At 71.8% G+C, this 22,300-nt stretch carries 24 protein-coding genes; 13 read left to right on the forward strand and 11 right to left on the reverse strand.

Annotated elements, in window-relative coordinates:
- A complete protein-coding gene (locus ACIBST_RS07290; protein WP_397169854.1) occupies window positions 1-531 on the reverse strand; it encodes a CGNR zinc finger domain-containing protein in 531 nt (176 codons plus the stop codon).
- 28 nt (window positions 532-559) lie between these two features.
- On the opposite strand from ACIBST_RS07290, the gene ACIBST_RS07295 reads away from it, so the two are divergent.
- On the forward strand, window positions 560-1,441 hold the full coding sequence (locus ACIBST_RS07295) for an arginase family protein (protein WP_397169856.1): 882 nt from the start codon (window positions 560-562) through the stop codon (window positions 1,439-1,441).
- Here ACIBST_RS07295 and ACIBST_RS07300 read toward each other — a convergent pair.
- The gene (locus tag ACIBST_RS07300; protein ID WP_397169857.1) at window positions 1,427-1,951 is read right to left on the reverse strand and encodes a nitroreductase/quinone reductase family protein; all 525 of its coding nucleotides are present in this window, start codon (window positions 1,949-1,951) and stop codon (window positions 1,427-1,429) included. The genes ACIBST_RS07295 and ACIBST_RS07300 overlap by 15 nt on opposite strands.
- Window positions 1,948-2,376, reverse strand: a complete 429-nt coding sequence (locus tag ACIBST_RS07305) for a hypothetical protein (RefSeq protein WP_397169859.1) — start codon at window positions 2,374-2,376, stop codon at window positions 1,948-1,950. The genes ACIBST_RS07300 and ACIBST_RS07305 overlap by 4 nt, the downstream gene beginning before the upstream one ends.
- Window positions 2,377-2,457: 81 nt before the next feature.
- On the opposite strand from ACIBST_RS07305, the gene ACIBST_RS07310 reads away from it, so the two are divergent.
- A complete protein-coding gene (locus ACIBST_RS07310) occupies window positions 2,458-3,153 on the forward strand; it encodes a TetR/AcrR family transcriptional regulator (RefSeq protein ID WP_397169861.1) in 696 nt (231 codons plus the stop codon).
- On the opposite strand, the gene ACIBST_RS07315 is transcribed toward ACIBST_RS07310, so the two are convergent.
- A complete protein-coding gene (locus ACIBST_RS07315) occupies window positions 3,150-4,724 on the reverse strand; it encodes a DUF4434 domain-containing protein (protein WP_397169863.1) in 1,575 nt (524 codons plus the stop codon). The genes ACIBST_RS07310 and ACIBST_RS07315 overlap by 4 nt on opposite strands.
- A 106-nt stretch (window positions 4,725-4,830) precedes the next feature.
- On the opposite strand from ACIBST_RS07315, the gene ACIBST_RS07320 reads away from it, so the two are divergent.
- A complete protein-coding gene (locus tag ACIBST_RS07320; RefSeq protein WP_397170707.1) occupies window positions 4,831-5,613 on the forward strand; it encodes an SDR family NAD(P)-dependent oxidoreductase in 783 nt (260 codons plus the stop codon).
- A 10-nt stretch (window positions 5,614-5,623) separates the two neighbouring features.
- On the opposite strand, the gene ACIBST_RS07325 is transcribed toward ACIBST_RS07320, so the two are convergent.
- Entirely contained in the window at window positions 5,624-6,013 is a 390-nt protein-coding gene (locus ACIBST_RS07325) for a VOC family protein (protein ID WP_397169865.1), read from the reverse strand.
- 64 nt (window positions 6,014-6,077) lie between these two features.
- Here ACIBST_RS07325 and ACIBST_RS07330 point away from each other — a divergent pair, with 64 nt between their 5' ends.
- The 7 genes from ACIBST_RS07330 (at window position 6,078) to ACIBST_RS07360 (ending at window position 12,654) form a co-directional block, all read left to right on the forward strand.
- A complete protein-coding gene (locus ACIBST_RS07330; RefSeq protein ID WP_397169867.1) occupies window positions 6,078-6,506 on the forward strand; it encodes a MarR family winged helix-turn-helix transcriptional regulator in 429 nt (142 codons plus the stop codon).
- Window positions 6,507-6,622: 116 nt separating this feature from the next.
- A complete protein-coding gene (locus tag ACIBST_RS07335; RefSeq protein ID WP_397169869.1) occupies window positions 6,623-7,714 on the forward strand; it encodes an ABC transporter ATP-binding protein in 1,092 nt (363 codons plus the stop codon).
- On the forward strand, window positions 7,707-8,801 hold the full coding sequence (locus tag ACIBST_RS07340) for an ABC transporter ATP-binding protein (RefSeq protein ID WP_397169871.1): 1,095 nt from the start codon (window positions 7,707-7,709) through the stop codon (window positions 8,799-8,801). The genes ACIBST_RS07335 and ACIBST_RS07340 overlap by 8 nt, the downstream gene beginning before the upstream one ends.
- Entirely contained in the window at window positions 8,798-9,760 is a 963-nt protein-coding gene (locus ACIBST_RS07345; RefSeq protein ID WP_397169873.1) for a carbohydrate ABC transporter permease, read from the forward strand. The genes ACIBST_RS07340 and ACIBST_RS07345 overlap by 4 nt, the downstream gene beginning before the upstream one ends.
- A gap of 62 nt (window positions 9,761-9,822) precedes the next feature.
- Window positions 9,823-10,575 (forward strand): carbohydrate ABC transporter permease, encoded by a 753-nt coding sequence (locus ACIBST_RS07350; protein ID WP_397170709.1) that lies wholly within the window; start codon window positions 9,823-9,825, stop codon window positions 10,573-10,575.
- Window positions 10,576-10,586: 11 nt separating this feature from the next.
- Window positions 10,587-10,850, forward strand: coding sequence for a DUF2160 family membrane protein (locus ACIBST_RS07355; RefSeq protein ID WP_357991604.1), 264 nt, complete (start codon window positions 10,587-10,589; stop codon window positions 10,848-10,850).
- A gap of 19 nt (window positions 10,851-10,869) precedes the next feature.
- Window positions 10,870-12,654: an ABC transporter substrate-binding protein gene (locus ACIBST_RS07360; RefSeq protein WP_397169875.1), complete on the forward strand. Its 1,785-nt coding sequence runs from the start codon at window positions 10,870-10,872 to the stop codon at window positions 12,652-12,654.
- On the opposite strand, the gene ACIBST_RS07365 is transcribed toward ACIBST_RS07360, so the two are convergent.
- From ACIBST_RS07365 to ACIBST_RS07390, 6 genes are all read right to left on the reverse strand, one after another.
- Window positions 12,626-13,714, reverse strand: coding sequence for a dienelactone hydrolase family protein (locus tag ACIBST_RS07365; protein WP_397169877.1), 1,089 nt, complete (start codon window positions 13,712-13,714; stop codon window positions 12,626-12,628). The two genes, ACIBST_RS07360 and ACIBST_RS07365, sit on opposite strands and share 29 nt — an antisense overlap.
- Window positions 13,707-14,987, reverse strand: a complete 1,281-nt coding sequence (locus ACIBST_RS07370; RefSeq protein ID WP_397169879.1) for a Gfo/Idh/MocA family protein — start codon at window positions 14,985-14,987, stop codon at window positions 13,707-13,709. The genes ACIBST_RS07365 and ACIBST_RS07370 overlap by 8 nt, the downstream gene beginning before the upstream one ends.
- Window positions 14,988-14,997: 10 nt before the next feature.
- Window positions 14,998-16,278, reverse strand: coding sequence for an ABC transporter substrate-binding protein (locus ACIBST_RS07375; protein ID WP_397169880.1), 1,281 nt, complete (start codon window positions 16,276-16,278; stop codon window positions 14,998-15,000).
- Between the two features lie 45 nt (window positions 16,279-16,323).
- Window positions 16,324-17,190 (reverse strand): carbohydrate ABC transporter permease, encoded by an 867-nt coding sequence (locus ACIBST_RS07380; protein WP_397169881.1) that lies wholly within the window; start codon window positions 17,188-17,190, stop codon window positions 16,324-16,326.
- A complete protein-coding gene (locus ACIBST_RS07385; protein ID WP_397169883.1) occupies window positions 17,174-18,133 on the reverse strand; it encodes a carbohydrate ABC transporter permease in 960 nt (319 codons plus the stop codon). Before ACIBST_RS07385 ends, ACIBST_RS07380 begins: the two co-directional genes overlap by 17 nt.
- A gap of 206 nt (window positions 18,134-18,339) precedes the next feature.
- Window positions 18,340-19,293 (reverse strand): LacI family DNA-binding transcriptional regulator, encoded by a 954-nt coding sequence (locus tag ACIBST_RS07390; RefSeq protein WP_397169885.1) that lies wholly within the window; start codon window positions 19,291-19,293, stop codon window positions 18,340-18,342.
- A gap of 192 nt (window positions 19,294-19,485) precedes the next feature.
- On the opposite strand from ACIBST_RS07390, the gene ACIBST_RS07395 reads away from it, so the two are divergent.
- From ACIBST_RS07395 to ACIBST_RS07405, 3 genes are read left to right on the forward strand one after another with little or no spacing between them, the layout of a single operon-like run.
- Window positions 19,486-20,376, forward strand: coding sequence for an NAD-dependent epimerase/dehydratase family protein (locus ACIBST_RS07395; RefSeq protein WP_397169887.1), 891 nt, complete (start codon window positions 19,486-19,488; stop codon window positions 20,374-20,376).
- Entirely contained in the window at window positions 20,373-21,245 is an 873-nt protein-coding gene (locus tag ACIBST_RS07400; protein WP_397169888.1) for a 5-dehydro-4-deoxyglucarate dehydratase, read from the forward strand. Before ACIBST_RS07395 ends, ACIBST_RS07400 begins: the two co-directional genes overlap by 4 nt.
- Window positions 21,242-22,291 (forward strand): mandelate racemase/muconate lactonizing enzyme family protein, encoded by a 1,050-nt coding sequence (locus ACIBST_RS07405; RefSeq protein ID WP_397169889.1) that lies wholly within the window; start codon window positions 21,242-21,244, stop codon window positions 22,289-22,291. Before ACIBST_RS07400 ends, ACIBST_RS07405 begins: the two co-directional genes overlap by 4 nt.
- Window positions 22,292-22,300: the final 9 nt, after the last annotated feature.

Raw genomic sequence — 22,300 nt, forward strand, 5'->3', positions numbered from 1 at the left:
TCAGCGGTGGCGGGCGCGCGAGGCCTGGGCGTGGGCGCGGTTGGCGCAGCGGGTCGAGCAGAACTGCCGCTTGCCCGGCCGGCTGCGGTCGACGAAGGCGTCGGTGCACGGCGTGGCCGCGCACTGGCGCAGGCGTTCCCAGTCACCAGCCGCGGCCAGCTCCAGCAGCTCGGTGACGGCCCGTACGGCGAGCCGGCCCGCCGCCGTCGCCCCCTCCGGCGCGACCAGCCGCAGCCGGGGCACGCCGCCCGCCTGCTCCACCGCCGCCCGCGCCGGCAGCCGGGCCACCCACTCCGCCAGCGCCCCCGCCCGGCCGTCGGGCTCGGCGGCCAGCACCGCCCGCAGCCGCTCGCGCACCTCCCTGACCTCCCGCAGGTCCGCCTCTTCGAGCCCCTGGTCGTCTTCGCCCAGCTCGCGGCAGAAGCGGCGCAGCTCGGCCACGTCGGGCAGCCGCTCGGGATCGTCCAGGTACTCGTCCCACGTGTTGGCCAGATCGACGGCCACGAGACCCGTCTCGGTGAACTGGCGCATCCCTCACCCTCCTGCTACTGTCACGACTATGAGCACTATAACCCCTGACAGAAAATTGACCGTCCTCGACGCGCCGTCCAACCTCGGCCTGCGTCCACTCGCCGAGGATGTCATCCCCGGCTGCTACAAGGCCCCCTGGGCGTTGCGGGACAACGGGCTGGTCGCGCGGATCGGCGCAGCCGACGCGGGCGCGCTGGTCCCGCCCCGCTACGTGGCCACCTGGAAGCCCGGCGACGGCGTGCGCAACGGCGCGGCCATCGCCGCCTACACCCGGCGGCTGGCCGACCGGGTGGCCGGCATCAGGGCGGGCGGCGGCTTCCCCGTCCTGCTCGGCGGCGACTGCTCGATCCTGCTCGGCTCCGCGCTCGCCCTGCGCAGGACGGGCCGCTACGGCGTGGCCTACCTCGACGCCCACACCGACTTCCGCCACCTCGGCAACTCTCCCCACGTCGGCGCGGCGGCCGGCGAGGACCTGGCCCTGGTGACCGGCCGCGGCGACGACTACCTGACCGACATCGACGGCCTGCGCCCGTACGTCCGGGACGAGGACGTCATCGTGCTCGGCGTCCGGGACGACGAGGACATCCAGGAGCTCGTCGCCGACGGCATCGCCTTCGTCGCCGGGAACGACATCCCCCTGGAGGCCGCCGAGCGCGTGCTCGTGCGCGACGACCTGGACGGCTTCTGGATCCACGTGGACGCCGACGTGCTCGACCCGTCCGTGGTGTCGGCCGTCGACTCGCCCTCCCCCGGCGGCCTGACCGGCGAGCAGCTCGCCGGCCTGCTCCGCGGGCTGCTCGCGCTGCCCGGGGCGGCCGGGATCCAGTTCACCATCTTCGACCCCGACCTCGACGAGGACGGCCGCCAGGCGGCCACCCTGACCGACATCCTCGTCTCAGCCCTGACCTGACCCGTGACGGTCCGGGGCGGAGTCGTCCGCCCGCAGGATGCGGAAGACGGGGTGATCAGGCGCGATGCGGCGGAAACGGTCCAGCGGCGCCTTGGGGCCGAGGCCCAGATGGGGCCGCGCGCCGGGCGCGACGGCGGCATAGCGGCGCAGGATCTCGGCGCGGCGCTCGACCGGGACCTCCGCCAGCCTGATCGCCGCCGCCCGCCCGCGACGCCGCAACACGGCCCGGCCCCCGGCGGCCCGGACGTTGCGCACCCAGTTCGCCTCCGGCCCCAGCATGGACACCAGGTACTCGCCGCCCTCGTGCCCGGCGACCGCGACGGGCACCGACGTGAGGGCCCCGCTGCGGCGTCCCACCACCTGGAGCACCGCCCCCTGGGGCAGCGGCAGCCACCGGGACGCGTACGTCAGCGCGTCGAGCCGGTTCATCGCCCGCATGAGCGCGTTGGGCCGCCCGCCCCGGTACATCAGGCGCTTGAGCGCCCCCGGCCACCGGGCGACCCGGATCACCGCGCCCTCCTCCACAGCAGCACGACCGCCACGAGCCCCGGGACCAGCGGAAGGACCTGCAACCAGCCGAGCAGCGGCGCCAGGCCGACCTCGCCGTTGGTGTCCCGGACGGTCAGGCCCGCGAGCGCGAGGCACGCCGCCACCACGAACAGCCCGGCCCCCAGCCACCGGGCCCACCCCCTGCCCGCCCCGGCCGCCCGGACGGTGACGAGCCAGCCGGCCAGCCCGACCGCCCCCACGACCGACAGGATCACCGTGTACGCGGTGACCCCCTCGTCGATCTTGCCCGGCCCCAGCTCCGGGTAGCCCGTCCTGAGGTACTCGGCCAGCCCGGACCGGTAGGCGAAGGCGAAAAGAGTGACGAGCACCGTGAGCGCGGCCCCGCCGTAGAGCAGGGCGGAGGCTCCGCGCGGCTTCCCTGTCATGACATGAGTCCCTTCGTGGACGACATTCTTACAAAGTATGTTTTGACTATACTTACCACGTAAGAATCGAGAAAGGGCACCATGTCCCCGAAGCGCACCCGCGGCCAGAACGCCGGCCTGACCCGGCAGGCCATCCTGCGGGCGGCTCTGGCGCTGGCCGACCGCGAAGGGCTGAAGGCGCTGTCCATGCGCCGCATCGGCCAGGAGCTCGGGGTCGAGGCCATGTCCCTCTACCAGCACGTCGACAGCAAGGACGCGCTGCTCGACGGCCTGGTCGAACAGGTCGTCACGCAGGCCGCGCCGCTGCTGACCGAGGCCGCCACCTGGCAGGAGGCCCTGCGCGAGTACGCCCACGCGCTGCTGCGGGCGCTGCTCGCGCACCCGAACGTCCTCCCCCTGGTGGTCAGCCGTCCCGCGATCACGCCGGGGAACCTGCGCCTGATGGAGGAGGGGCTGCGCGTGCTGCGCGCGGCGGGGCTGCCGCCGGGCCGCGCGCTGGACATGCTCTACGCCGTGACGGGGTTCGTCGTCGGCCACGTCTCCGTCCTGGCGGGCGGCCAGGCCACCGGTGGGGCCGCCGGTGGGGGCGAGGGGGCCGCGTCCGGCTCCGCGATGCGCGACATCCCCGAGCCGGACCTGGTGGAGACCCCGCTGCTGGCCGAGGCCACCCGGGCGCGGCGCGCCCAGCCGTCCTCGGGGACCGACCGCCGCTTCGTCTTCGCGCTCGAAGCCATGCTGCGCGGCTTCGGCGAACCAGGCGGAAGCGGCGGGCTCTAGCGGAAGACGTACCCGCTCGTGCTGGTGCGGCCGGCGGCGTTCGTGGCGGTGACCGAGGTCCAGGGGCCGGGCGGGACGTAGGGGGCCCACGCCGACTCGGGGCGGCCCGGCCCGTGCCAGCGCTGGGCCACGCCGACCTCGCGGCCGCCGGGCGAGGTGAAGCGCAGGGTGCCGCCGCGCAGGTTGTAGCCCTCGACGGTGATCCCGGGCCGTCCGTCCCGTTCCTCGCGGTAGGCGTTCACGATGATCGGCTCCCGGCCGCCGTTCGCGATGTCGTCGGCCAGCGAGGGGGTGGCCGGGCTCGCCTGGCAGGTGAAGAACGGCTCCCAGCCGTAGGAGATGATCTTCGCGGCGTGCCCGCCCGTCGCCATGATCTGCTGGTCGAGCCGGGCCTTGCTGGTACGTCCCCGCAACGGCAGCGGCTCGACCCGCCCGCACTCGCCGTCCGCCGGGGCGGGCTCGAAGCCCTCGACGTTGACCCACAGCTCGACCCCGGCGGGCACGCTCCCGGCCGCCGCCTCGATGTAGTCCCTGGTGGGCCCGTAGTAGCCGTCGGCGTTGCGCACCCGGCCGACCACCGGGACGAGCCGCGGGGCGACCATGGACCCGCCCTCCTCGATCCCGTGCACCGGGACCTTGCCGGTGCCCCGCCCGTCCTGCACGGCGACGGCCATGGGCGCGCCGGCGCGGGTGGCAGCGATGTCGGCCAGCCCGCCGGGCACCTGGCCGGGCGGGAAGCCGCGGCCCCTGCGGGCGTCGATGTAGGGGCTGACCAGGATCTTCCTGCCGGGCAGCGCGGCCGCGACCGCCGCGTGCTGGGCCGCGTACAGGGCGAGGACGGGGTCGCGCGGCCCCCGTTCGCGCATGGCCAGCTCGAACGACTGGTAGACCCCGCCGAAGGCGGCCGACCCGCCGAACCGCTCCCGGTAGCCGGCCAGCACCCGCGCGGTGAAGGCGTTCAGCGCGGCGAGGTGCGCGAGGTCGGGCTCCCACGGCTTGCCCCGCCGCTGCGGCGCGGCGGGCAGCCCGGGGAACACCTTCATCCCGTACGCCGCCGCCTCCTCCACCAGGTTGCCCAGCCCGTCGCCGTCGCTGGAGACCAGCACCAGGTCCTGGACGCGCGCGGCGCACGACGCGGCCAGCGACACGCGGTAGAAGATCCGCCCGCCGCTGTCGATCCGCCGGTCGAGGCCCGGGCAGCGCAGCACGGAAGGCCCGAACTCCTCGCTGGTCACGTACGTGTAGACGTGCCGGATCCGTTTGCCGGGCACCCGCGCGCAGGGCCGTCCGTCCACCCGGCAGGCGGCGAACTCCGGCTCCATCGGCCCGGCGTCGAACCGCGGGCCGAACGTGACGAGCGTGTCGCCGCCGAGCGAGTGGATCGCCTCCACCGTCCGCCGCGTGACGCACACGCCGGCCCGCGGCATGACCCAGTAGCCGGTGATCGCGTACGGCGCGGTCACCCGCGTGTCCCTGGGCGGGCACCCGTCGTCGCCGGCGCCGGGCCCGGCCGGGACCACGACGAGGACGGCGAGGACCACCATCACGACCAGCCACCGTAACCGGCGCACCCATGCTCCCCTCGACGTACCGACCAGAGTAGGCATCTACCCGATCCGCGGCCGGTAGTGCCCCGGTGCCAGCCGGCCGCGGGGCGGCACGGACAATGGAGTCATGGTGCGCATCGACCTCAGCGGGAAGACGGCGCTGGTCACGGGCTCGACCCAGGGCATCGGGGCGGCCATCGCGGCCGGTCTGGCCCAGGCCGGCGCGCGCGTCGGCGTCAACGGCCGCAGCGAACGCTCGGTGGCCGCGGCCATCGAGCGCATGGACCACGGCGGCCTGGTCGCCGCGCCCGGCGACGTCTCCACCGACGAAGGGGTCCAGCGGGTCCTCGGCTCGCTGCCGCGGGTGGACATCCTCGTCAACAACCTGGGCATCTTCGAGGCCAGGCCGGCGCTGGAGATCGACGACGCCGAGTGGCGGCGCTTCTTCGAGGTCAACGTCCTGTCGGCGGTGCGCCTCACGCGCGCCTACCTGCCCGGCATGATCGAGCGCGGCTGGGGCCGGGTCCAGTACATCGCCAGCGACTCGGCCGTCGTCACGCCCGCCGAGATGATCCACTACGGCATGAGCAAGACGGCGCTGCTGGCCGTCTCGCGCGGGTTCGCCAAGGAGGCCGCCGGCAGCGGGGTGACGGTCAACTCGGTGATCGCCGGGCCCACGCACACCGGCGGCGTGGAGGAGTTCGTCTACCAGCTCGTGGACCGGGAGCTGCCGTGGGAGGAGGCGCAGCGGGCGTTCATGCGCGAGCACCGTCCGCAGTCGCTGCTCCAGCGGCTGATCGAGCCGGAGGAGATCGCCAACATGGTCGTCTACCTCAGCTCGCCGCTCGCCTCGGCGACCACCGGCGGCGCCCTGCGCGTGGACGGCGGCTACGTGGACGCCATCCTGCCCTGACCGCCCGCGCTCAGTACGACTGGAGCTCGATCAGGTTGCCCTCCGGGTCGCGCAGGTGGGCGGTCCGCAGGCCGGGCCCCCAGGCGGGCCGGTCCTGCGGCGGCGCGGCGACGGTGGCGCCCAGCCCGACGAGCCGGTCGGCCTCGCCGTCGACGTCGCCGACCCGCATCACCAGCATCACCGCGTCCTGGGCGCCCGCCTGCGGCAGGCCGGACGTGCCGACGACCTCGGCGACGCGGTCGCGGCCGAAGAGCACGAGACCGGCCTGGCCGTCGATGTCCCAGTTGGCGTAGGCGGCCTCCGTCAGCACCTTCACCGGCTCCAGTCCGAGGGCGGCCCGGTAGAAGGCGACGCTCGCCGGGAAGTCGCGCACCAGCAGCCGAGGGTAGAGGGCGTCCATCCTGATCCTCCGAAATTAGTGGGTAACTACCAACTGTTGGGAACAACCTACACTTCTCGATGAGATGGAACTGCCACCCACCCTGCTCGGGACGACCACTTTCGTGCTGCACAAGGTCGGCGTCGCCAACCGGCGCGCCCTGGCCGCGCGGCTCACCGCCGCCACGGGGCTGAGCCTGTGGGAGTTCGCGGCGCTGGCCACGCTCGACGACTTCGGCCCGGCCGCCCAGCGGGAGGTCGGCGTCCGGCTGGGCCTCGACCCGAGCGACATGGTCCGCCTGATGGACGGCCTCATGGCCGAAGGGCTGGCCGCCCGGGACCGCGACCCCGCCGACCGCCGCCGCTACCGGATCTCGCTGACCGCCGCCGGCCGGGACGTCCTGGCCCGGGCCCGCGCGGTGGTGGCCGACGTCGAACGCGAGACGCTCGCCCCCCTGACGGACGCCGAGCGCCGCGACCTCCACAGCCTGGTCATGAAACTCTTCTCGCCCTGACAAATTCCATAACTCTGGTCAACTGGCGAACAACTGTCACAACAACTGCCCTCTTTGCACAAAGAATCAGATCATGTTAGATGGAGGGCAAGCTCCGGGAGAGAGGACCGGGCATTGTGACGCTGATCCTCGATGGCGTCCGCGTACGGCAGCGCGGGGAGACCTGGCTCGACGACATCCACCTGGAACTACCTCACGGACTGACCACCCTCGTCGGCCCGATGAACTCGGGAAAGACCACGCTCATGCGGGTCGCCGCCGGGTTGCAGCCGCCCGATTCGGGGCGGGTGCTGGTCAACGGAAATGACGTCACCTCGATTTCCATGCGAAAGCGCTCGGTCGCCTTCGTCTATCAGCAATTCATCAATTACCCGTCCCTCACCGTTTACGAGAACATCGCCTCGCCGTTGCGGCTGGACCGGTCGTACCGGAAGGACGGCATCGACCGGCGGGTGCGGGAGGTGGCCGCGGTCATGGGCCTCGGCGACCTGCTGGGCCGCAGGCCCGCGGAGCTGTCAGGCGGCCAGCAGCAGCGCACGGCGATCGCCCGCGCGCTGGCCCGGCCCGTGGACGTGCTGCTGCTCGACGAGCCGCTGGCCAACCTCGACTTCAAGCTCAGGGAGCAGTTGCGCGAGGACCTCAGGCGCATGTTCACCGGCTCGCCGGGCGTCGTCCTCTACTCCACCGCCGACCCGAACGAGGCGCTGACCTTCGCCGCGCCCGCCGTGGTGCTCGGCGAGGGCCGGGTGCGGCACGTCGGCGACCCGGCCGCCATGTACGCCGAGCCGCCCACGCTCGCCGTCGCGGCCACGCTCAGCGACCCGCCGCTGAACCTGCTGCCCGGCACGGTCAGGGACGGCCGGATCGAGGTCATGGGCGCTTCCTTCCCCGCGCCGGGCGCCGCCGCCTGCGGCCAGGAAGTCGTGCTGGGCATCCGCCCCCACCAGGTGACGATCACCAGGACCGGCCCCGGCCTGCTGGAGCTGCCCGCCGAGATCAGGCTGGCCGAGGTGACCGGGGGCGCGACGTTCCTGCACCTGCTGCTGGCGGGACGCCGGCACCTGGTGGCCCACCTGCCGGGCACCCGGCCGTTCACGCCCGGCCAGGCGGCCACCGCGTACGTGGACCCGCGGCACGTCTTCGTGTTCGACGAGACCGGCGGCCGATTACCGGTCGCCCCGGCGGCGGGGGCGGGCCGGCATGGCTGACATCCGCCTGGAGGGCGTGGGCCACAGCTACGACGGCGGCCGCACGTGGGCGCTGCGGCCGACGACCTGGACCTGGCGCGGCGGCCGGGCCTACGCCCTGCTCGGCCCGAGCGGCTGCGGCAAGACGACGCTGCTGAACATCGTCTCGGGGCTGCTCACGCCCACGGTGGGCCGGATCTGGTTCGACGACCGCGAGGTCACCGGCGTCCCCACGGCGGGCCGCAACATCGCGCAGGTCTTCCAGTTCCCCGTCCTGTACGAGGAGATGTCGGTCTACGACAACCTGGCCTTCCCGCTGCGCAACAGGAAGGTCCCGGCCGAGGAGGTCCGCCGGCGCGTGCTGCGGGTCTCGGCCATGCTGGGCCTGGACGACGTGCTGCGCCGCCGGGCGCGCCGGCTCGACCCGGGCCGCAAGCAGATCGTCAGCCTGGGCCGCGGCCTGGTGCGCGAGCAGGTGGCGGCCGTGCTGCTCGACGAGCCGCTGACCGTGGTGGACCCGGCGCTGAAGTGGACGCTGCGCAGCAAGCTCAAGGAGATCCACCGCGACACCGGCCACACCCTGGTCTACGTCACCCACGACCAGACCGAGGCGCTGACCTTCGCCGACGAGGTGGTCGTGCTCGACGACGGCGAGATCGTGCAGGCCGGGGCGCCGGCCGAGCTGTTCCTGTCGCCCGCGCACGAGTTCGTCGGCCACTTCATCGGCTCGCCCGGCATGAACGTGCTGCCCGCCGAGATCGACGGCGACGTGGTCAGGATCGGGCAGTGCGAGGTCGGCGCGGTGAGCCAGGCGCTGCCGCCGGGGCCGGTGCGGATCGGCGTGCGGCCCGAGTTCGTCCGGGTCGGCGGGCCGCCCGCCGGGCCCGGCGTGACGGCCAGGGTGACCCGGATCGACCGCATGGGCTCCCACGACCTGGTGCGCGCCGAGGTCGGCGGCCATCCGGTGATCGCCAGGACCGAGGCGGGCTCGTCCTGGACGCCGGGCGCGGTCGAGTTCCTGCACTTCCCCGCGGACCGGACGTTCCTGTTCCGCGACAAGGTCAGGTGCGGCTCGCTCGCACCCCTGGACGGAGGGGGGCAGGCGTGACCGAGCGGACCGCCGTCGCGGGCGGCCAGGCGGGCGACGAGGTCGTCCCGGACGCCGCGCCCGCGCCCCCGCAGGGAACCGCCGGGCCGCGCGCCGATCCCCGTCCGCGCAACAACCGGGCCTGGCTGCTGGTGCTGCCGGTCGTGGTGTCGGTGGCCTTCACCGCGGTGATCCCGCTGATGACCGTCGTGAACTTCTCCGTCCAGGACGTCTTCAGCCCGGTGGACCGGGTGTTCGTCGGCCTGGACTGGTTCCGGCAGATCGCCCGCGACCCCGAGGTGCGCGCGGCGCTCGTGCGCACGCTGCTGTTCTCGGCGCAGGTGCTGCTGGTGGAGGTCCCGCTCGGGGTGGCCATCGCGGTCTGCATGCCGCGCCGCGGCTTCTGGGTGTCGGTGGCGCTGGTGCTGGTGGCGCTGCCGCTGCTCATCCCGTGGAACGTCGTGGGCACGATCTGGCAGATCTTCGCCCGCGGCGACATCGGGCTCGGCGGCTGGGCGGTCAACAACGTGCTGGGCGTCAACTTCAACTACACGCTCGACTCGGCCGACGCCTGGATCACCGTCCTGGTCATGGACGTGTGGCACTGGACGCCGCTGGTGGCGCTGCTGGCCTACGCGGGGCTGCGGTCGATCCCGGAGCCGTACTTCCAGGCGGCGCAGATCGACGGCGCGTCGGCGTGGGCGACGTTCCGGCACATCCAGCTCCCGAGGCTGCGCGGGGTGCTGACGATCGCGATCCTGCTGCGGTTCATGGACAGCTTCATGATCTACACCGAGCCGTTCGTGGTGACCGGGGGCGGGCCGGGGAACGCGACCTCGTTCCTCAGCATCCTGCTGTCGAAGATCGCCGTCGGCCAGTTCGACCTGGGCCCGGCGGGCGCGTTCTCGCTGCTGTACTTCCTGCTCGTGCAGATCGCCTGTTACGTCTTCTTCACCGTGCTGACCAGGGCGGGGAGGTGAGTTCCACGCGCCACCGGCTGCCGTGGGCGCGCACGGTCTTCTGGCTGTACGCCGCCACGCTGATGTTGCCGCTGCTGTGGATGTTCGGCATGTCCATCCGCCCGAACGAGGACATCCTGGGCAGTTTCTCGCTGATCCCGCAGCGGGTGACCTTCGACAACTACGTCACGTTCTTCACCGATTCGTCGTGGTATTCGAGCTACCTCAACTCCATCGTCTACACCTCGATGAACGCGGTCATGTCGCTCGTCGTGGCGCTGCCGGCGGCGTACGCGTTCTCGCGGTTCCGCTTCGCCGGGGACAAGCACCTGTTCTTCTGGCTGCTGACGAACCGGATGGCGCCGCCCGCGGTGTTCCTGCTGCCGTTCTTCCAGATCTACCAGGCGGTCGGGCTGTTCGACACGCATCTGGGCGTGGCGATCGCGCACATGCTGTTCAACGTGCCGCTGGCGGTCTGGATCCTGGAGGGCTTCATGTCGGGGATCCCCCGGGAGATCGACGAGACCGCGGCGATCGACGGGTACTCGCTGCCGCGCTTCTTCGTCCGGATCTTCCTGCCGATGATCCGGTCCGCGCTCGGCGTCACCGCGTTCTTCTGCTTCATGTTCAGCTGGGTGGAGCTGCTGATCGCCAGGACGATCACGTCGGTGGACGCCAAGCCCATCGCGGCCACCATGACCCGGACGGTGAGCGCGGCGGGCGTGGACTGGGGGCTGCTGGCCGCGGCCGGGGTGCTGACCATCGTCCCGGGGGCCGTCGTCATCTGGTTCGTGCGCAACTACATAGCCAAGGGGTTCGCCCTGGGGAGGGTCTGACCGTGCAGTGGATGGTGTGGACGGCCCCCACGGCCCTGGTGTTCGCCGGGCTGGCGCTGCTGCTGTGCGTGATGGCCGTCTGGGCGCGGATCTCGCCTCCCGTGGCCAGGCGCGGGTTCCTGCGGATCGAGACCGACCGGGGCGACCGGCTGTACATCGGCCTGATCAGCGCGGCCGTCGTGCTGGCCCTGTGGATTGCAGTCACCGACCTGTCCATGTGGGCGGCGCTCGGCGTCGCGCTGCTGGTCATGGTCGTGATCGGGATATGGGGCTGAGAGGAAGAGGAGCCAGGCGATGAGGCATGCGGTGGGTGTCGCGGCGGCGGTCGTGGCGGCGCTGGCCCTGGTGGCGGCCGGTTGCACGGGCGGCGGCGAGGAGAAGCCGAAGAGCGACTTCAAGGAGGCCGACGGCAGGGCCGCGGCACAGCGGTGGGTGTCGGAGGAGTTCACGCCGAGCACCCTGTCCAAGGACCGGCAACTGGCGGAGATGGACTGGTTCATCAAGGCGGCGGCGCCGTACCGGGGCATGCAGATCAACGTGGTGTCCGAGACGATCACCACGCACGAGTACGAGTCGCAGAAGCTGGCCAGGGCGTTCACCGAGATCACCGGGATCAGGGTCAAGCACGACCTGATCCAGGAGGGCGACGTCATCGAGAAGCTCCAGACGCAGATCCAGGGCGACCAGAACATCTACGACGCCTACGTCAACGACTCCGACCTCATCGGCACCCACTCGCGCGGCACGTACGTGTTCCCGCTGTCGGACTACATGGCCGGAGAGGGCAGGAACGTCACCTCCCCCACCCTCGACCTGAACGACTTCATCGGCATCAGCTTCACCACCGGCCCCGACAAGAAGATCTACCAGCTCCCCGACCAGCAGTTCGCGAACCTCTACTGGTTCCGCTACGACTGGTTCACCGACCCGGCCATCAAGAAGCAGTTCAAGGACGCCTACGGCTACGACCTGGGCGTGCCGGTCAACTGGGCGGCCTACGAGGACATCGCCGACTTCTTCAGCAACAAGGTCAACGGCAACGGGACCGTCGACGGCCGCAAGGTCTACGGCCACATGGACTACGGCCGCAAGGACCCCTCGCTGGGCTGGCGCTTCACCGACGCCTGGCTGTCCATGGCGGGCAACGGCGACCCCGGCATCCCCAACGGCCTGCCGGTGGACGACTGGGGCATCCGGGTGGAGAACTGCCGTCCGGTGGGCTCGTCGGTGACCCGCGGCGGCGACACCAACGGCCCGGCCTCGGTGTACGCGCTCACCAAGTACGTCGACTGGCTGAAGAAGTACGCGCCCCGCGAGGCCGCCGGCATGAACTTCAGCGAGGCGGGCCCGGTCCCGGCGCAGGGCAACATCGCCCAGCAGATCTTCTGGTACACCACGTTCACGGCCGACATGACCAAGAAGGGCCTGCCGGTCGTCAACGACGACGGCACCCCCAAGTGGCGCATCGCGCCCAGCCCGCACGGCGTCTACTGGAAGGACGGCAACAAGCTCGGCTACCAGGACGCGGGCTCGTGGACGCTGCTCAACAACACCCCGAAGGACCGCAGGGCCGCCGCCTGGCTCTACGCCCAGTTCGTCACGTCCAAGACGGTGTCGCTGAAGAAGTCGATCACCGGGCTGACCTTCATCCGCGACTCCGACATCAAGAGCGACTACTTCAAGGACAACGCCGCCAAGTACGGCGGCCTGATCGAGTTCTACAACTCCCCCGCCCGCAAGCAGTGGACCCCGACCGGCACGAACGTCCCCGACTACCCCAAGCTGGCCCAGCTCTGGTGGCAGAACGTGGCCACCGCCGTCACCGGCGAGACCACCCCGCAGCAGTCGATGGACAACCTGGCCAGGCAGCAGGACGAGATCCTGGCCCGGCTGGAACGCCTGTCGCGCGAGCGCCAGGGGTACGGCGGCCAGTGCGCGCCCAAGCTGAACCCCGAGCGTCCGGCCCAGTACTGGTTCGACCAGCCGGGCGCGCCCGCGCCGAAGCTGGCCGACGAGCGCGGCGAGCCGGCCACGCTCGACTACGACAAGCTCATCGCCCGGTGGAAGGCGGGCGGCTGACCAGCTCCCGCGCCAGCCAGCCGAAGGCGCGCTCCTGCATGGGCACGTCGAAGCAGTGCGGGGACGGCGCGAACACGGCCTCGTAGCGGCCGGGGGCGTCGCGGTAGCGCTCGCCGACGCGGGCGTGCGCGCGGCGCATCCCGGCCTGCGGGAACAGGTCGTCGCGCAGGGCGTACTGGACCATCAGGGGGGCGGGGGCGCGGGCGGCCACCAGGTCGGGCCAGTCGCCCAGCCGCGCCAGGCCCGGCGGGTAGAACATCCAGGTGTGCCGCTCGACGTGGCCGCCGGCCAGCAGGTCGGGGTAGGTCGAGACCATCGCGGCGACCACGACCGCCCGCACCCGCGGATCGAAGGCGCCGAGCAGCGCGGCCCGCAGGCCGCCGCCCGACACGCCGGCGCAGCCGACCTCGCCGACGTCCGGCCGGGAGCGCAGGTACGCCGCGGCGGCCAGGTCCTCGCCCGCCACCACCCCGGCGAACGAGGTGCCGAGCAGGGCGCAGTGCTTGGCCACGACGTGCTCGTGCCGGGCCGCCGCGCGGTCGTACCGGTCGGCGTGGCCGCCCTCCCCCTCCGGGACGTCGAGCGCGAAGCGGCGGCTGCCCCAGGTGAGCACGTCGTGGGCGAGCACGGCGAACCCGCGGCGGGCCAGCTCGCCGGCCCAGGCCCGGCCGCCGTAGACGTCCCGCCGCAGCCGCCGCACCTCGTCCGACGGCCCTTCCGGGCCGTCGGCGATCTTCTCCTTGCCCGCCCACTTCATGCCCGCGTGGCAGTGCAGCGCCACGACGCCGGGCAGCGGGCCGCCGTGGTCGCGCGGTCTCAGCAGGTACGCCCTGGTACGCGGCCCGAAGCCGACCGTCCACGACAGCTCCTCGCCGTGCAGGTCGCCGTCGGTCCACGTGCGCTCGACGCGCACGTCCGCGGCGGTCAGGGCGGGCACCCCGATCGCCTGCCGGGCCGCCGCCCGCAACCGCGGCCCCGGCAGGGACGGGAACAGCTCCCACTGCCCGCCGACGACCTCGGCCAGCTCCCCGAACACCGCCGGGGCGGAACCGTCAGGCAAGGCGGGTGCCGGTGTCCGCCAGGTGCACGGGGGCGCCCGAGGCGGCCGACAGGTTGGCCGCGACGCCGGTCAGGACGCTGCGGATGCCGTCCAGGTAGCCCGCCTGCCGGGCCAGCGGGTCGTCGGCCGGGCCGCGGAACACGTCGTCCAGCAGCAGCCGGTCGCCGCCGCCGTGGCCGCCCGCGCCCGCCTCGATCGGCACCTCGCGCGGCTCCGCCCAGTGGGGGCGCAAAGTGAGCCGCTCCCAGGCCCCGGCGGCGTGCTCCTTGGACGCGGCGCTCGGGTCGATCGCCGCGTGCGGCGGCGTCCAGGCCCGCTCGACCACCTCCAGCTCCAGCCGTCCCGCCGTCCCGTTGAACGCCACCCGGTAGCCCTCGAAGGGCGCGTGGGCGTTCAGCGAGTACGTCAGCAGCGCCCCGCTGTCGTACCGGACCAGGACCGCCATGTTGTCGTCGATGGTCACGCCGTCGCCGAAGACGTCCTGGTCCCGGATGTAGCCGTCCTCGTGCTCGGCGTCCAGGTAGAGGCGCTTGAGCCGGGGATCCGCGGCGATGTCCAGGATGAACGGGTCGCTGCCGAGGCCGGGCGCGCCCCGGCCGCGTTGGGGACGGCCGGCCAGCCCCCGCGACCGCGCGTTGCCCGAGCCGTAGAAGCGCAGCGAGGTCTGCGCGAAGACGGTCTCCGGCGCCGCCCCGAGCCACCAGTTGACCAGGTCGAAGTGGTGGGTGGACTTGTGCACGAGCAGGCCGCCGGAGCTGGCCCGGTCGCGGTGCCAGCGGCGGAAGTAGTCCGCGCCGTGGATGGTGTCGAGCGTCCACTCGAAGTGCGCGGACGTCACCTCGCCGATCGCGCCGTCCATCAGCAGGCGGCGCACGGCCGAGTTGCGCGGCGAGTACCGGTAGTTGAAGGTGACGATCAGCCTTCCGGTGCTCCGCCGGGCCGACTCGGCGATGGCCGCGCAGCTCCCGGCGTCCACGGTGAGCGGCTTCTCCACGATGACGTCGCGGCCGGCGTCCAGGGCCGCGCACACGTAGCGGGCGTGCGCGGCGTCCACGGTCGCGACCACGACCGCGTCGGCGAGTTCGAGCACCTTGCCGAACTCGGCGGGGGCGAAGCACGGCACCTCGTGGCCGATCCGCTCGGCGTAGTAGTCCATGCGGGTGCGGTTGGTGTCGCACAGGGCGACGACCGTGCCGGTGTCGCGCCACTCGCCGAGCAGCGCGTCGACGTAGAGCTGCGCGCGGTGCCCGAGCCCGACGAACGCGTACCTCATGGTCGTCCTCTCAGCCGCCGAGGGCGGCGTTGGCCTCGGTCAGGAACTTCTGGGCGGCGACGTCGGGGGCCATCCGGCCGAAGATGACCTCCTCGGTGTACCGCTTGAGCATGTCCTCCAGGGCGCTGGCGCCCTTCGGCGGCGCGGCGGGCGGGTCGGCCAGCTCGCCCTTGATGGAGTCGACGAACTGCAGCGTCTTCTGGTCCGCGGGCGGCAGCTTGTCCTTGACCGCGGCCAGGACCTTCGAGCTGGCGGGCAGGCCGCGGTCGCTGAGGATGATGCCGCCCACCTCGGCGTCGTTGATCATGAAGTCGATGAACTTGGCGGCCTCGGCGGCGTGCTCGCTCTTGGCGGAGGCGGTGTAGAACATCGCCGGCTGGAGGAACATGCCGCCGGTGGTGGCGCCCTCCGCCTTGGGCAGGCGCAGCAGGCTCATCTCCTTGCCCGACGCCTTGACGACCGCGCCGAGCTGGTTGCTCCACCACATGCCGGACGCGCCGGTGTTGGTGGCCAGCAGCGACTGGTCCACGCTGGTCGCGCCGACCTCCGCGGTCTTGGCGGCGTCCGGGCTGCCCTTGGCCTTGATCGTGTCCAGCATGACCTGCCACCAGGCCACGATCGTCTGGGGCGTGACGGCGATCTTGTTGCCCTGGTAGAAGGGCTCGCCGCGCTGGGCGGCGAAGATCTGCAGGAAGGCGGGGTTCCAGTTGAGCTGGGTGCCGTAGACCGTGCCGCCGCCCTTGGCGGTGATCTTCGAGCTGAGGTCGACGTAGTCCTTCCACGTCCACTTCGTGTCGTCGGGCACCTTCTGCCCGGCCGACTCCACCAGGGCCGGGTTGAGCACCACCGAGAAGACGTTCGCGCCGGTGGGGACGGCGAACTGCTTGCCGTCGATGCCGCCGGTGCCCAGCAGCTTGGGGTCGATGTCGGCCGTCTGGACCTTGCCGGTCAGGTCGGCCAGCGTGCCGCGGTCGGCGTACTCGCGAAGGCCGCGGATCTCCAGGGTGATGACGTCCGGGGCGTCGCTGGCGGCGACCTTCGTGGACAGCGTCTCGTAGTAGCTGGCGAAGTCGGAGAACTCGCCCTCGACGTCGATGCCCGGGTTCTTGGCCTCGAACTTCTTGATGGCCTCCTCGGTCATCTTCTGCCGCGCGTCGCTGCCCCAGTAGGAGAAGCGCAGCTTGACCTTCCCGCCGGCGCCGTCGTCGCCGCCGCTGCCGCAGGCCGCGGTGACCGCCAGCACGGCGGTGGCGAGCAGGGCCGCCGACCACGTCTTCTTGCCAGAGCTCACGGCTCTACCTCCTGTGGGATTCGTCTGTGTCGGGGGGTGGGGGAACTACTTCAGTCCCGTGGTGGCCACACCACGGATCAGGTACTTCTGGCCGGCCAGGAAGAAGCCGAAGATGGGCCCGAGCGCGACGATCGACATGGCGAACATCGGGCCCCACGACGAGTCGCTGCTGGCGTCGAGGAACGTGCGCAGCGCCACCGGAGCGGTGAAGTTGTCCGGGTTGTTGAGGTAGAGGAGCTGGCTGAGGAAGTCGTTCCACGTCCAGATGAACGTGAAGATCGCCGTCGTGGCCAGCGCCGGGGTGCAGAGCGGGATGATCACCCTGATGAACGTGCGCCAGTAGCCGGCGCCGTCGATCTCGGCGGCCTCGTCCAGCTCCCTGGGGAGCGAGCGGATGAACTGCACCATCAGGAACACGAAGAACGCGTCCGTGGCCAGCACCTTCGGCATGACCAGCGGCCAGATCGTGTTGATCAGTCCGAGCTTGGAGAACATGACGTACTGCGGCACGATCAGCACGTGGTGCGGCAGCATGATCGTGCCCAGCATGAGGGTGAACCACAGCTTCTTGAGCGGGAAGTTCAGCCGGGCGAAGGCGTAGGCGGCCAGCGAGCAGGCCACCAGGTTCGCCACCACCGACAGCGCGGTGATCACCGCGGAATTCCACAGGTAGTAGCCGAAGGGGTGCTTCAGCGCCGTCCAGCCCTCGGTGTAGTTCTCCAGTGTGACCTCGCTCGGCCACAGGCCGGGCTGCCGGAAGATCAGCTCCTCGGGCTTGAGCGAGCTGGAGATCATCCACAGCAGTGGATAGAGCATGACCAGGCCGAACCCGATCAGCAGCACGTGCTTGACCACCCGGCCGCCCCTGAACGGGCGGAACAGCACGGGCAGCGGCCTACTTGGTGTCGCCATAGAAGACCCAATACTTGGACGCGAGGAAGTTCACCCCGGTGAGACCGGCGATGATGAGCAGCAGGACCCACGCCATGGCGGCCGCGTAGCCCATGTCGAAGCTCTTGAAGCCCTTGAGGTAGAGGTAGAGCGTGTTGAACATCGTGGAGTCGGCCGGCCCGCCCGAGCCGCCGCTCACGATGAACGACTGCGTGAACGACTGGAACGACTTGATGATCTCCAGCACCAGGTTGAAGAAGATGATCGGCGTCAGCAGCGGCAGCGTGATCGACCGGAACTGGCGGAACACGCCGGCGCCGTCCACCGCGGCGGCCTCGTAGTAGCTGGCGGGGATCTGCCGCAGCCCGGCCAGGAAGATGATCATCGGGGCGCCGAACGTCCAGACGTGCAGGATGATCAGCGTGCCGAGGGCGGTGTCGGGGTCGCTGACCCAGCCGGGCCCCTGGATCCCGAAGACCGCCAGCACGGCGTTGACCAGGCCCTCGGCCCCGAAGACCTTGCGCCAGAGGATCGCGATCGCCACGCTGCCGCCCAGCAGCGAGGGCAGGTAGAAGATCGACCGGTAGAGCGACAGGCCGCGCAGCCCGCGGTCGAGCACCAGGGCCAGCGCGAGCGCGAAGGCCAGTTGCAGCGGCACGGAGACGACCACGTAGATCGTCGTCACCTTCAGCGAGTTCAGGTAACGGGGATCCTCGGTGAACATCTTGACGTAGTTGTCGAACCCGACCCACTTGGCCTCCTCCAGGAGGTTGTAGTCGGTGAACGACAGGTAGAGCGAGGCGACGATGGGACCGATCGTGATGACGAGCAGACCGGCGAACCAGGGCGCCAGGAACAGGTAGGCGGCCCGCGCCTCGCGGCGGGAACGTCTGGACGCGCGACGGTCGCCCCGCTCGGGCGGGGTCGCGGCGTCCGGGAGTCTCACCGCCACCGAGTCAGCCATGACGGAACTCATTCGTCATCACGGACCTTCCGGCGAGATGTGAATGGATAGCGCTTTCCTATAGCTGCCGGGAAAGTTCCGTCAACCCTTTGCAGGCGTTACATCGCCGTTATCGATATATCGACACGCTGTTTTCCCTGGTGACAAGCGCTTACCACGAAGAGGTAGGACGAATATTGCTGCGCATTAGTACAACCGTTTGCAGGTCATCGGGGCGGCGCCGTCGACTCCCGCACCACCAGCCAGGTCTCCAGCGAGGTCGTGGCGGTCACCTCCTGGATCAGCAGGTCCACCGCCAGCCGCCCGGCCGCCGCCGTGGGCATGGCGACCGTCGTGAGCTTGGGACGGTTGAGCCGCCCCGGGACGATGTCGTCGATGCCCACCACGCTGACGTCCTCCGGCACGCTCAGCCCGAGCTCGCCCAGCCCCTCGACCAGGCCGATCGCCATCAGGTCGTTGTAGGCCAGCACACCGGTCACCCCGGCCTCGCGCACCGCGGCCGCGGCGGCCAGGCCGCCCTGCTCGGTCGGCGCGTTCGGCCCGAGGACGACCAGCTCGACGCCCGGCACCCGCTCGGCGGCGGTCCGGATCTCGCCGCTCGTCCAGGAGCCCGGCGGGCCGGACAGCAGCGCCACGCGGCGGTGCCCTAGCCCGGCCAGGTGCTCGACCGCCAGCCGCGCGCCGTGCCCGACGTCCATCAGCACCGTGGCGGCGCCCCGCAGCCGCCGGTTGACCACCACGAACGGCACCCGCTCGGCCAGCCGCTCCAGCGCCTTGTTCGACGAGCGCGGGCTGCACAGCACCACGCCGTCCACCTGCTTGGAGAAGGCCTGGATCAGCTCCTCCTCGGCGGCCGGCTCCTCGTCGGTGTCGGCCACGAACAGGTGGTAGTCGCGCTGCCGGGCCGCGGCGTGCGCGGCCTTGATCAGCGGCGGGAAGAACGGGTTGGCGATGTCGGCCACGATCAGGCCCAAATTGTGGGTACGCCCGGTCGTGAGCGCCCTGGCCGCCCTGTTGGGCCGGTATCCCAGCTCCTCGGCCACCGTCAGCACCCTGGTCCGGGTGGCGGCGTTCACCATGTGCGGCGCGGAGAACGTCCGCGACACGGTCGATACGTGCACACCGGAAGCGCGGGCCACATCACGAATCGTCACTGTCACAGCCACCCACCCTAACGCAACCGCTTGCAGGCACCACGGCATCGATGAAAGCGCTTGCCGACCGACCCACCCTCGGGCGGTCACACATCTTTCCAGGTAGAAGCCATGGTCGAAAATCGGCTCTTGACGCCTCGCCCTGCCTGGCCCATAGGTTTGGTGCAACTGTTTGCAGTCCTGAAGGAGTCCCCCACGGTGAGCAGAGTGCTCGTCACCGGCAGCGCCGGACGCCTCGGCCGCAGCGTCGTCACCACGCTCGCCGCCGCCGGGCACGAGGTGATCGGCGTGGACCAGGCCCCCGGCACGCCGGTCGAGGCCGCCGCGACGTCACCGGCCGACCTCACCGACACCGGCCAGGCGTACGAGGTCGTCGCCCGGTTCCGGCCGGAGTCGGTGATCCATCTGGCGGCCATCGCGACGCCGTTCAGCCGGCCGGAGTCAGTGATCTTCCAGGTGAACACCCGGCTCGCGTTCAACGTCTGCGCGGCCTCGGTGGAGCTGGGCGTGTCCGGCGTGGTGGTGGCCAGCAGCCCCACGGTGATCGGGTATGGCGCGCCCGGCGGCTGGCGGCCGTCGTACCTGCCGATCGACGAGGAGCACCCGGCGCTGCCCTGGAACGCCTACAACCTGTCCAAACTGGTGGCCGAGCAGACCATGAAGACGTTCGCGCGGGCCGGCCGGACGAGGATGGCGGCCGTCCGGCCGTGCTTCGTCATCCCGCCCGAGGAGTGGGCGGGCGCGCCCACGCAGTCGGGGCACACCGTCAGGGAGCGGCTCGACCAGCCGCGGATCGGCGGCGTCTCGCTGTTCAACTACATCGACGCGCGCGACACCGGCGAGCTGTTCGCCGTGCTGGTCGCGGCGTTGCCCGAGCTGCCGGACGGCGAGGTCTTCTTCGCCGGCGCGGCCGACGCCCTGGCCAGGGAGCCGCTGGCCGAACTGCTGCCGCAGGCCGTGCCGGGCACCGAGGAGCTGGCGGCGGCCCTGACCGGCACCGCGCCCGCCTTCTCCACGGACAAGGCCCGCCGCCTGCTCGGCTGGGAGCCCAAGCGAAGCTGGCGAACCGAACTCAAGGAATCCGAATGAATCTCAGCGGTGTGCTGTTCTTCCCCGTCACCCCCTTCGACGCCAGCGGCGCGCTCGCCGAGCAGGTGCTGGCCGAGCACATCCGGCAAGGCATGGCGCACGGCCCCGGCGGCGTGTTCGTGGCCTGCGGCACCGGCGAGTTCTCCGCGCTGTCGGAGGCCGAGCACGCGCGGGCCGTCCGGGTGGCGGCCGAGGTGGTGGACGGGCGGGTCCCGGTGTTCGCCGGGGCGGGCGGCCCGATCGGCGCGGCGTTGAACCAGGCGCGGGCGGCCCGCGCGGCGGGCGCCGACGGCCTGCTGCTCATGCCTCCCTACCTGACGCAGGGTCCGGCGAGCGGCTTCGCCGCGTACGTGGCCGCCGTCGCCGCCGAGCTGCCGGTGATCGTCTACCAGCGCGGCCCGGTCGTGCTCACCCCGGACGCCGCGGTCGAGCTGGCCGGCGTCCCCGGCGTGATCGGGCTCAAGGACGGGCTCGGCGACATCGACCGGATGCAGCGGACCGTCCTGGCGGTGCGCGAGAAGCACCCGGACTTCCTGTTCTTCAACGGCCTGCCGACCGCCGAGCTGACCATGCCCGCCTACCGCGGCATCGGCGTCGACCTGTACTCCAGCGCGGTCTTCGCCTTCGCCCCCGAGATCGCCGTGGCGTACCTGAACGGCGACGAGCGGCTGCTGACCGAGTTCTACGCACCGCTGGTCCGCCTGCGCGACAAGGTGCCCGGCTACCCGGTGGCCCTGGTCAAGGCCGGCGTACGGCTGCGCGGCCTCGACGTCGGGCCGGTGCGCCCGCCGCTGGTCGACGTGGCCGAGGACCATCTGGCCGAGCTCGACGCGCTGATCAGGTCCGGGCTCGCCCTGGCGGCCTCGTGATCACCGGCCTGCGGACCGAGCTGCGGACGGTCCCCCTGCCCCGCCCGTGGGGCCCGGACGTGCCGGCCAACCACGTGATCGTCTGCCACGTGACGCTGGCGGACGGCCGCACCGGCACCGGGTTCTCCTGGACGCCGCAGATCGGCGCGCACGCCGTCCAGGCCCTGCTGGAGCACGACCTGCGCGAGGCGCTGATCGGCCTGCCCGCCCACCCCGAGCTGGTGTGGGACCGGTTGTGGCGGCACCTGCGCGAGGCCGGCCCCGGCGGGATCACCACGGTCGCGCTGGCCGGGATCGACCTGGCGCTGTGGGACCTGCGCTGCGGCGACGCCGGCCTGGCCGACGTGCTGGGCCGGCGCCGGGAGCACGTCCCGGCCTACGGCAGCGGCGTCAACCTGCACTACTCCCTGGAGGAGCTGACCGATCAGGCGCGGCGCTGGGTGGCCGCCGGGCACCGCGGCGTCAAGATCAAGGTCGGCCGCCCCGACCTGGCCGACGACGTGGCCCGGGTGGCGGCCGTCCGCGAGGTGATCGGGCCCGACCGGCTGCTGATGATCGACGCGAACCAGCGCTGGGACCTGCACCGGGCCCGGCGCGCCCTGTCCGCGCTGCGCGAGTTCGACCTGCACTGGATCGAGGAGCCGCTGCCCGCCGACGACGTGGCCGCGCACGTCGAGCTGCGCCGCTCGACCGACGTGCCGGTCGCGGTGGGCGAGAACGTCTACACCGTCTACGGCTTCCGCGACCTGCTCGCCGCGGGGGCCTGCGACGTCGTCCAGCCGAACGTGGTGCGCGTCGGCGGCGTCACGCCGTTCCTGCGGATCGCCGAGCTGGCCAGGGCGTTCGACGTGCCGGTCCATCCGCACCTGCTCAGCGAGGTGTCCGGGCAGCTCGCCCTGGCGCTGCCGCTGCCGCCGCTGGCCGAGGACGTCGAGGACGCCTCGTTCGCCCGCCTGGGGCTGCTGGCCGAGCCGTACCCGGTGCGGATCGAGGACGGCGTGCTGAGCGTGGGCGGCCACGCCGGACTGGGGTTGCGATGGGCGTGAGGACGGGCC

The organism is Nonomuraea sp. NPDC049684 (assembly GCF_044465345.1).
Taxonomy (GTDB): Bacteria; Actinomycetota; Actinomycetes; order Streptosporangiales; family Streptosporangiaceae; genus Nonomuraea.

Coding starts and splice junctions, on each gene's coding strand:
- ACIBST_RS07355 (WP_357991604.1), top strand. CDS start 10,587: ATGGTGTGGACGGCCCCCACGGCCCTGGTGTTCGCCGGGCTGGCGCTG.
- ACIBST_RS07310 (WP_397169861.1), top strand. CDS start 2,458: ATGTCCCCGAAGCGCACCCGCGGCCAGAACGCCGGCCTGACCCGGCAG.
- ACIBST_RS07360 (WP_397169875.1), top strand. CDS start 10,870: ATGAGGCATGCGGTGGGTGTCGCGGCGGCGGTCGTGGCGGCGCTGGCC.
- ACIBST_RS07370 (WP_397169879.1), bottom strand. CDS start 14,987: ATGAGGTACGCGTTCGTCGGGCTCGGGCACCGCGCGCAGCTCTACGTC.
- ACIBST_RS07350 (WP_397170709.1), top strand. CDS start 9,823: ATGTTGCCGCTGCTGTGGATGTTCGGCATGTCCATCCGCCCGAACGAG.
- ACIBST_RS07330 (WP_397169867.1), top strand. CDS start 6,078: ATGGAACTGCCACCCACCCTGCTCGGGACGACCACTTTCGTGCTGCAC.
- ACIBST_RS07340 (WP_397169871.1), top strand. CDS start 7,707: ATGGCTGACATCCGCCTGGAGGGCGTGGGCCACAGCTACGACGGCGGC.
- ACIBST_RS07385 (WP_397169883.1), bottom strand. CDS start 18,133: ATGGCTGACTCGGTGGCGGTGAGACTCCCGGACGCCGCGACCCCGCCC.
- ACIBST_RS07400 (WP_397169888.1), top strand. CDS start 20,373: ATGAATCTCAGCGGTGTGCTGTTCTTCCCCGTCACCCCCTTCGACGCC.
- ACIBST_RS07380 (WP_397169881.1), bottom strand. CDS start 17,190: ATGGCGACACCAAGTAGGCCGCTGCCCGTGCTGTTCCGCCCGTTCAGG.
- ACIBST_RS07305 (WP_397169859.1), bottom strand. CDS start 2,376: ATGACAGGGAAGCCGCGCGGAGCCTCCGCCCTGCTCTACGGCGGGGCC.
- ACIBST_RS07325 (WP_397169865.1), bottom strand. CDS start 6,013: ATGGACGCCCTCTACCCTCGGCTGCTGGTGCGCGACTTCCCGGCGAGC.
- ACIBST_RS07290 (WP_397169854.1), bottom strand. CDS start 531: ATGCGCCAGTTCACCGAGACGGGTCTCGTGGCCGTCGATCTGGCCAAC.
- ACIBST_RS07295 (WP_397169856.1), top strand. CDS start 560: ATGAGCACTATAACCCCTGACAGAAAATTGACCGTCCTCGACGCGCCG.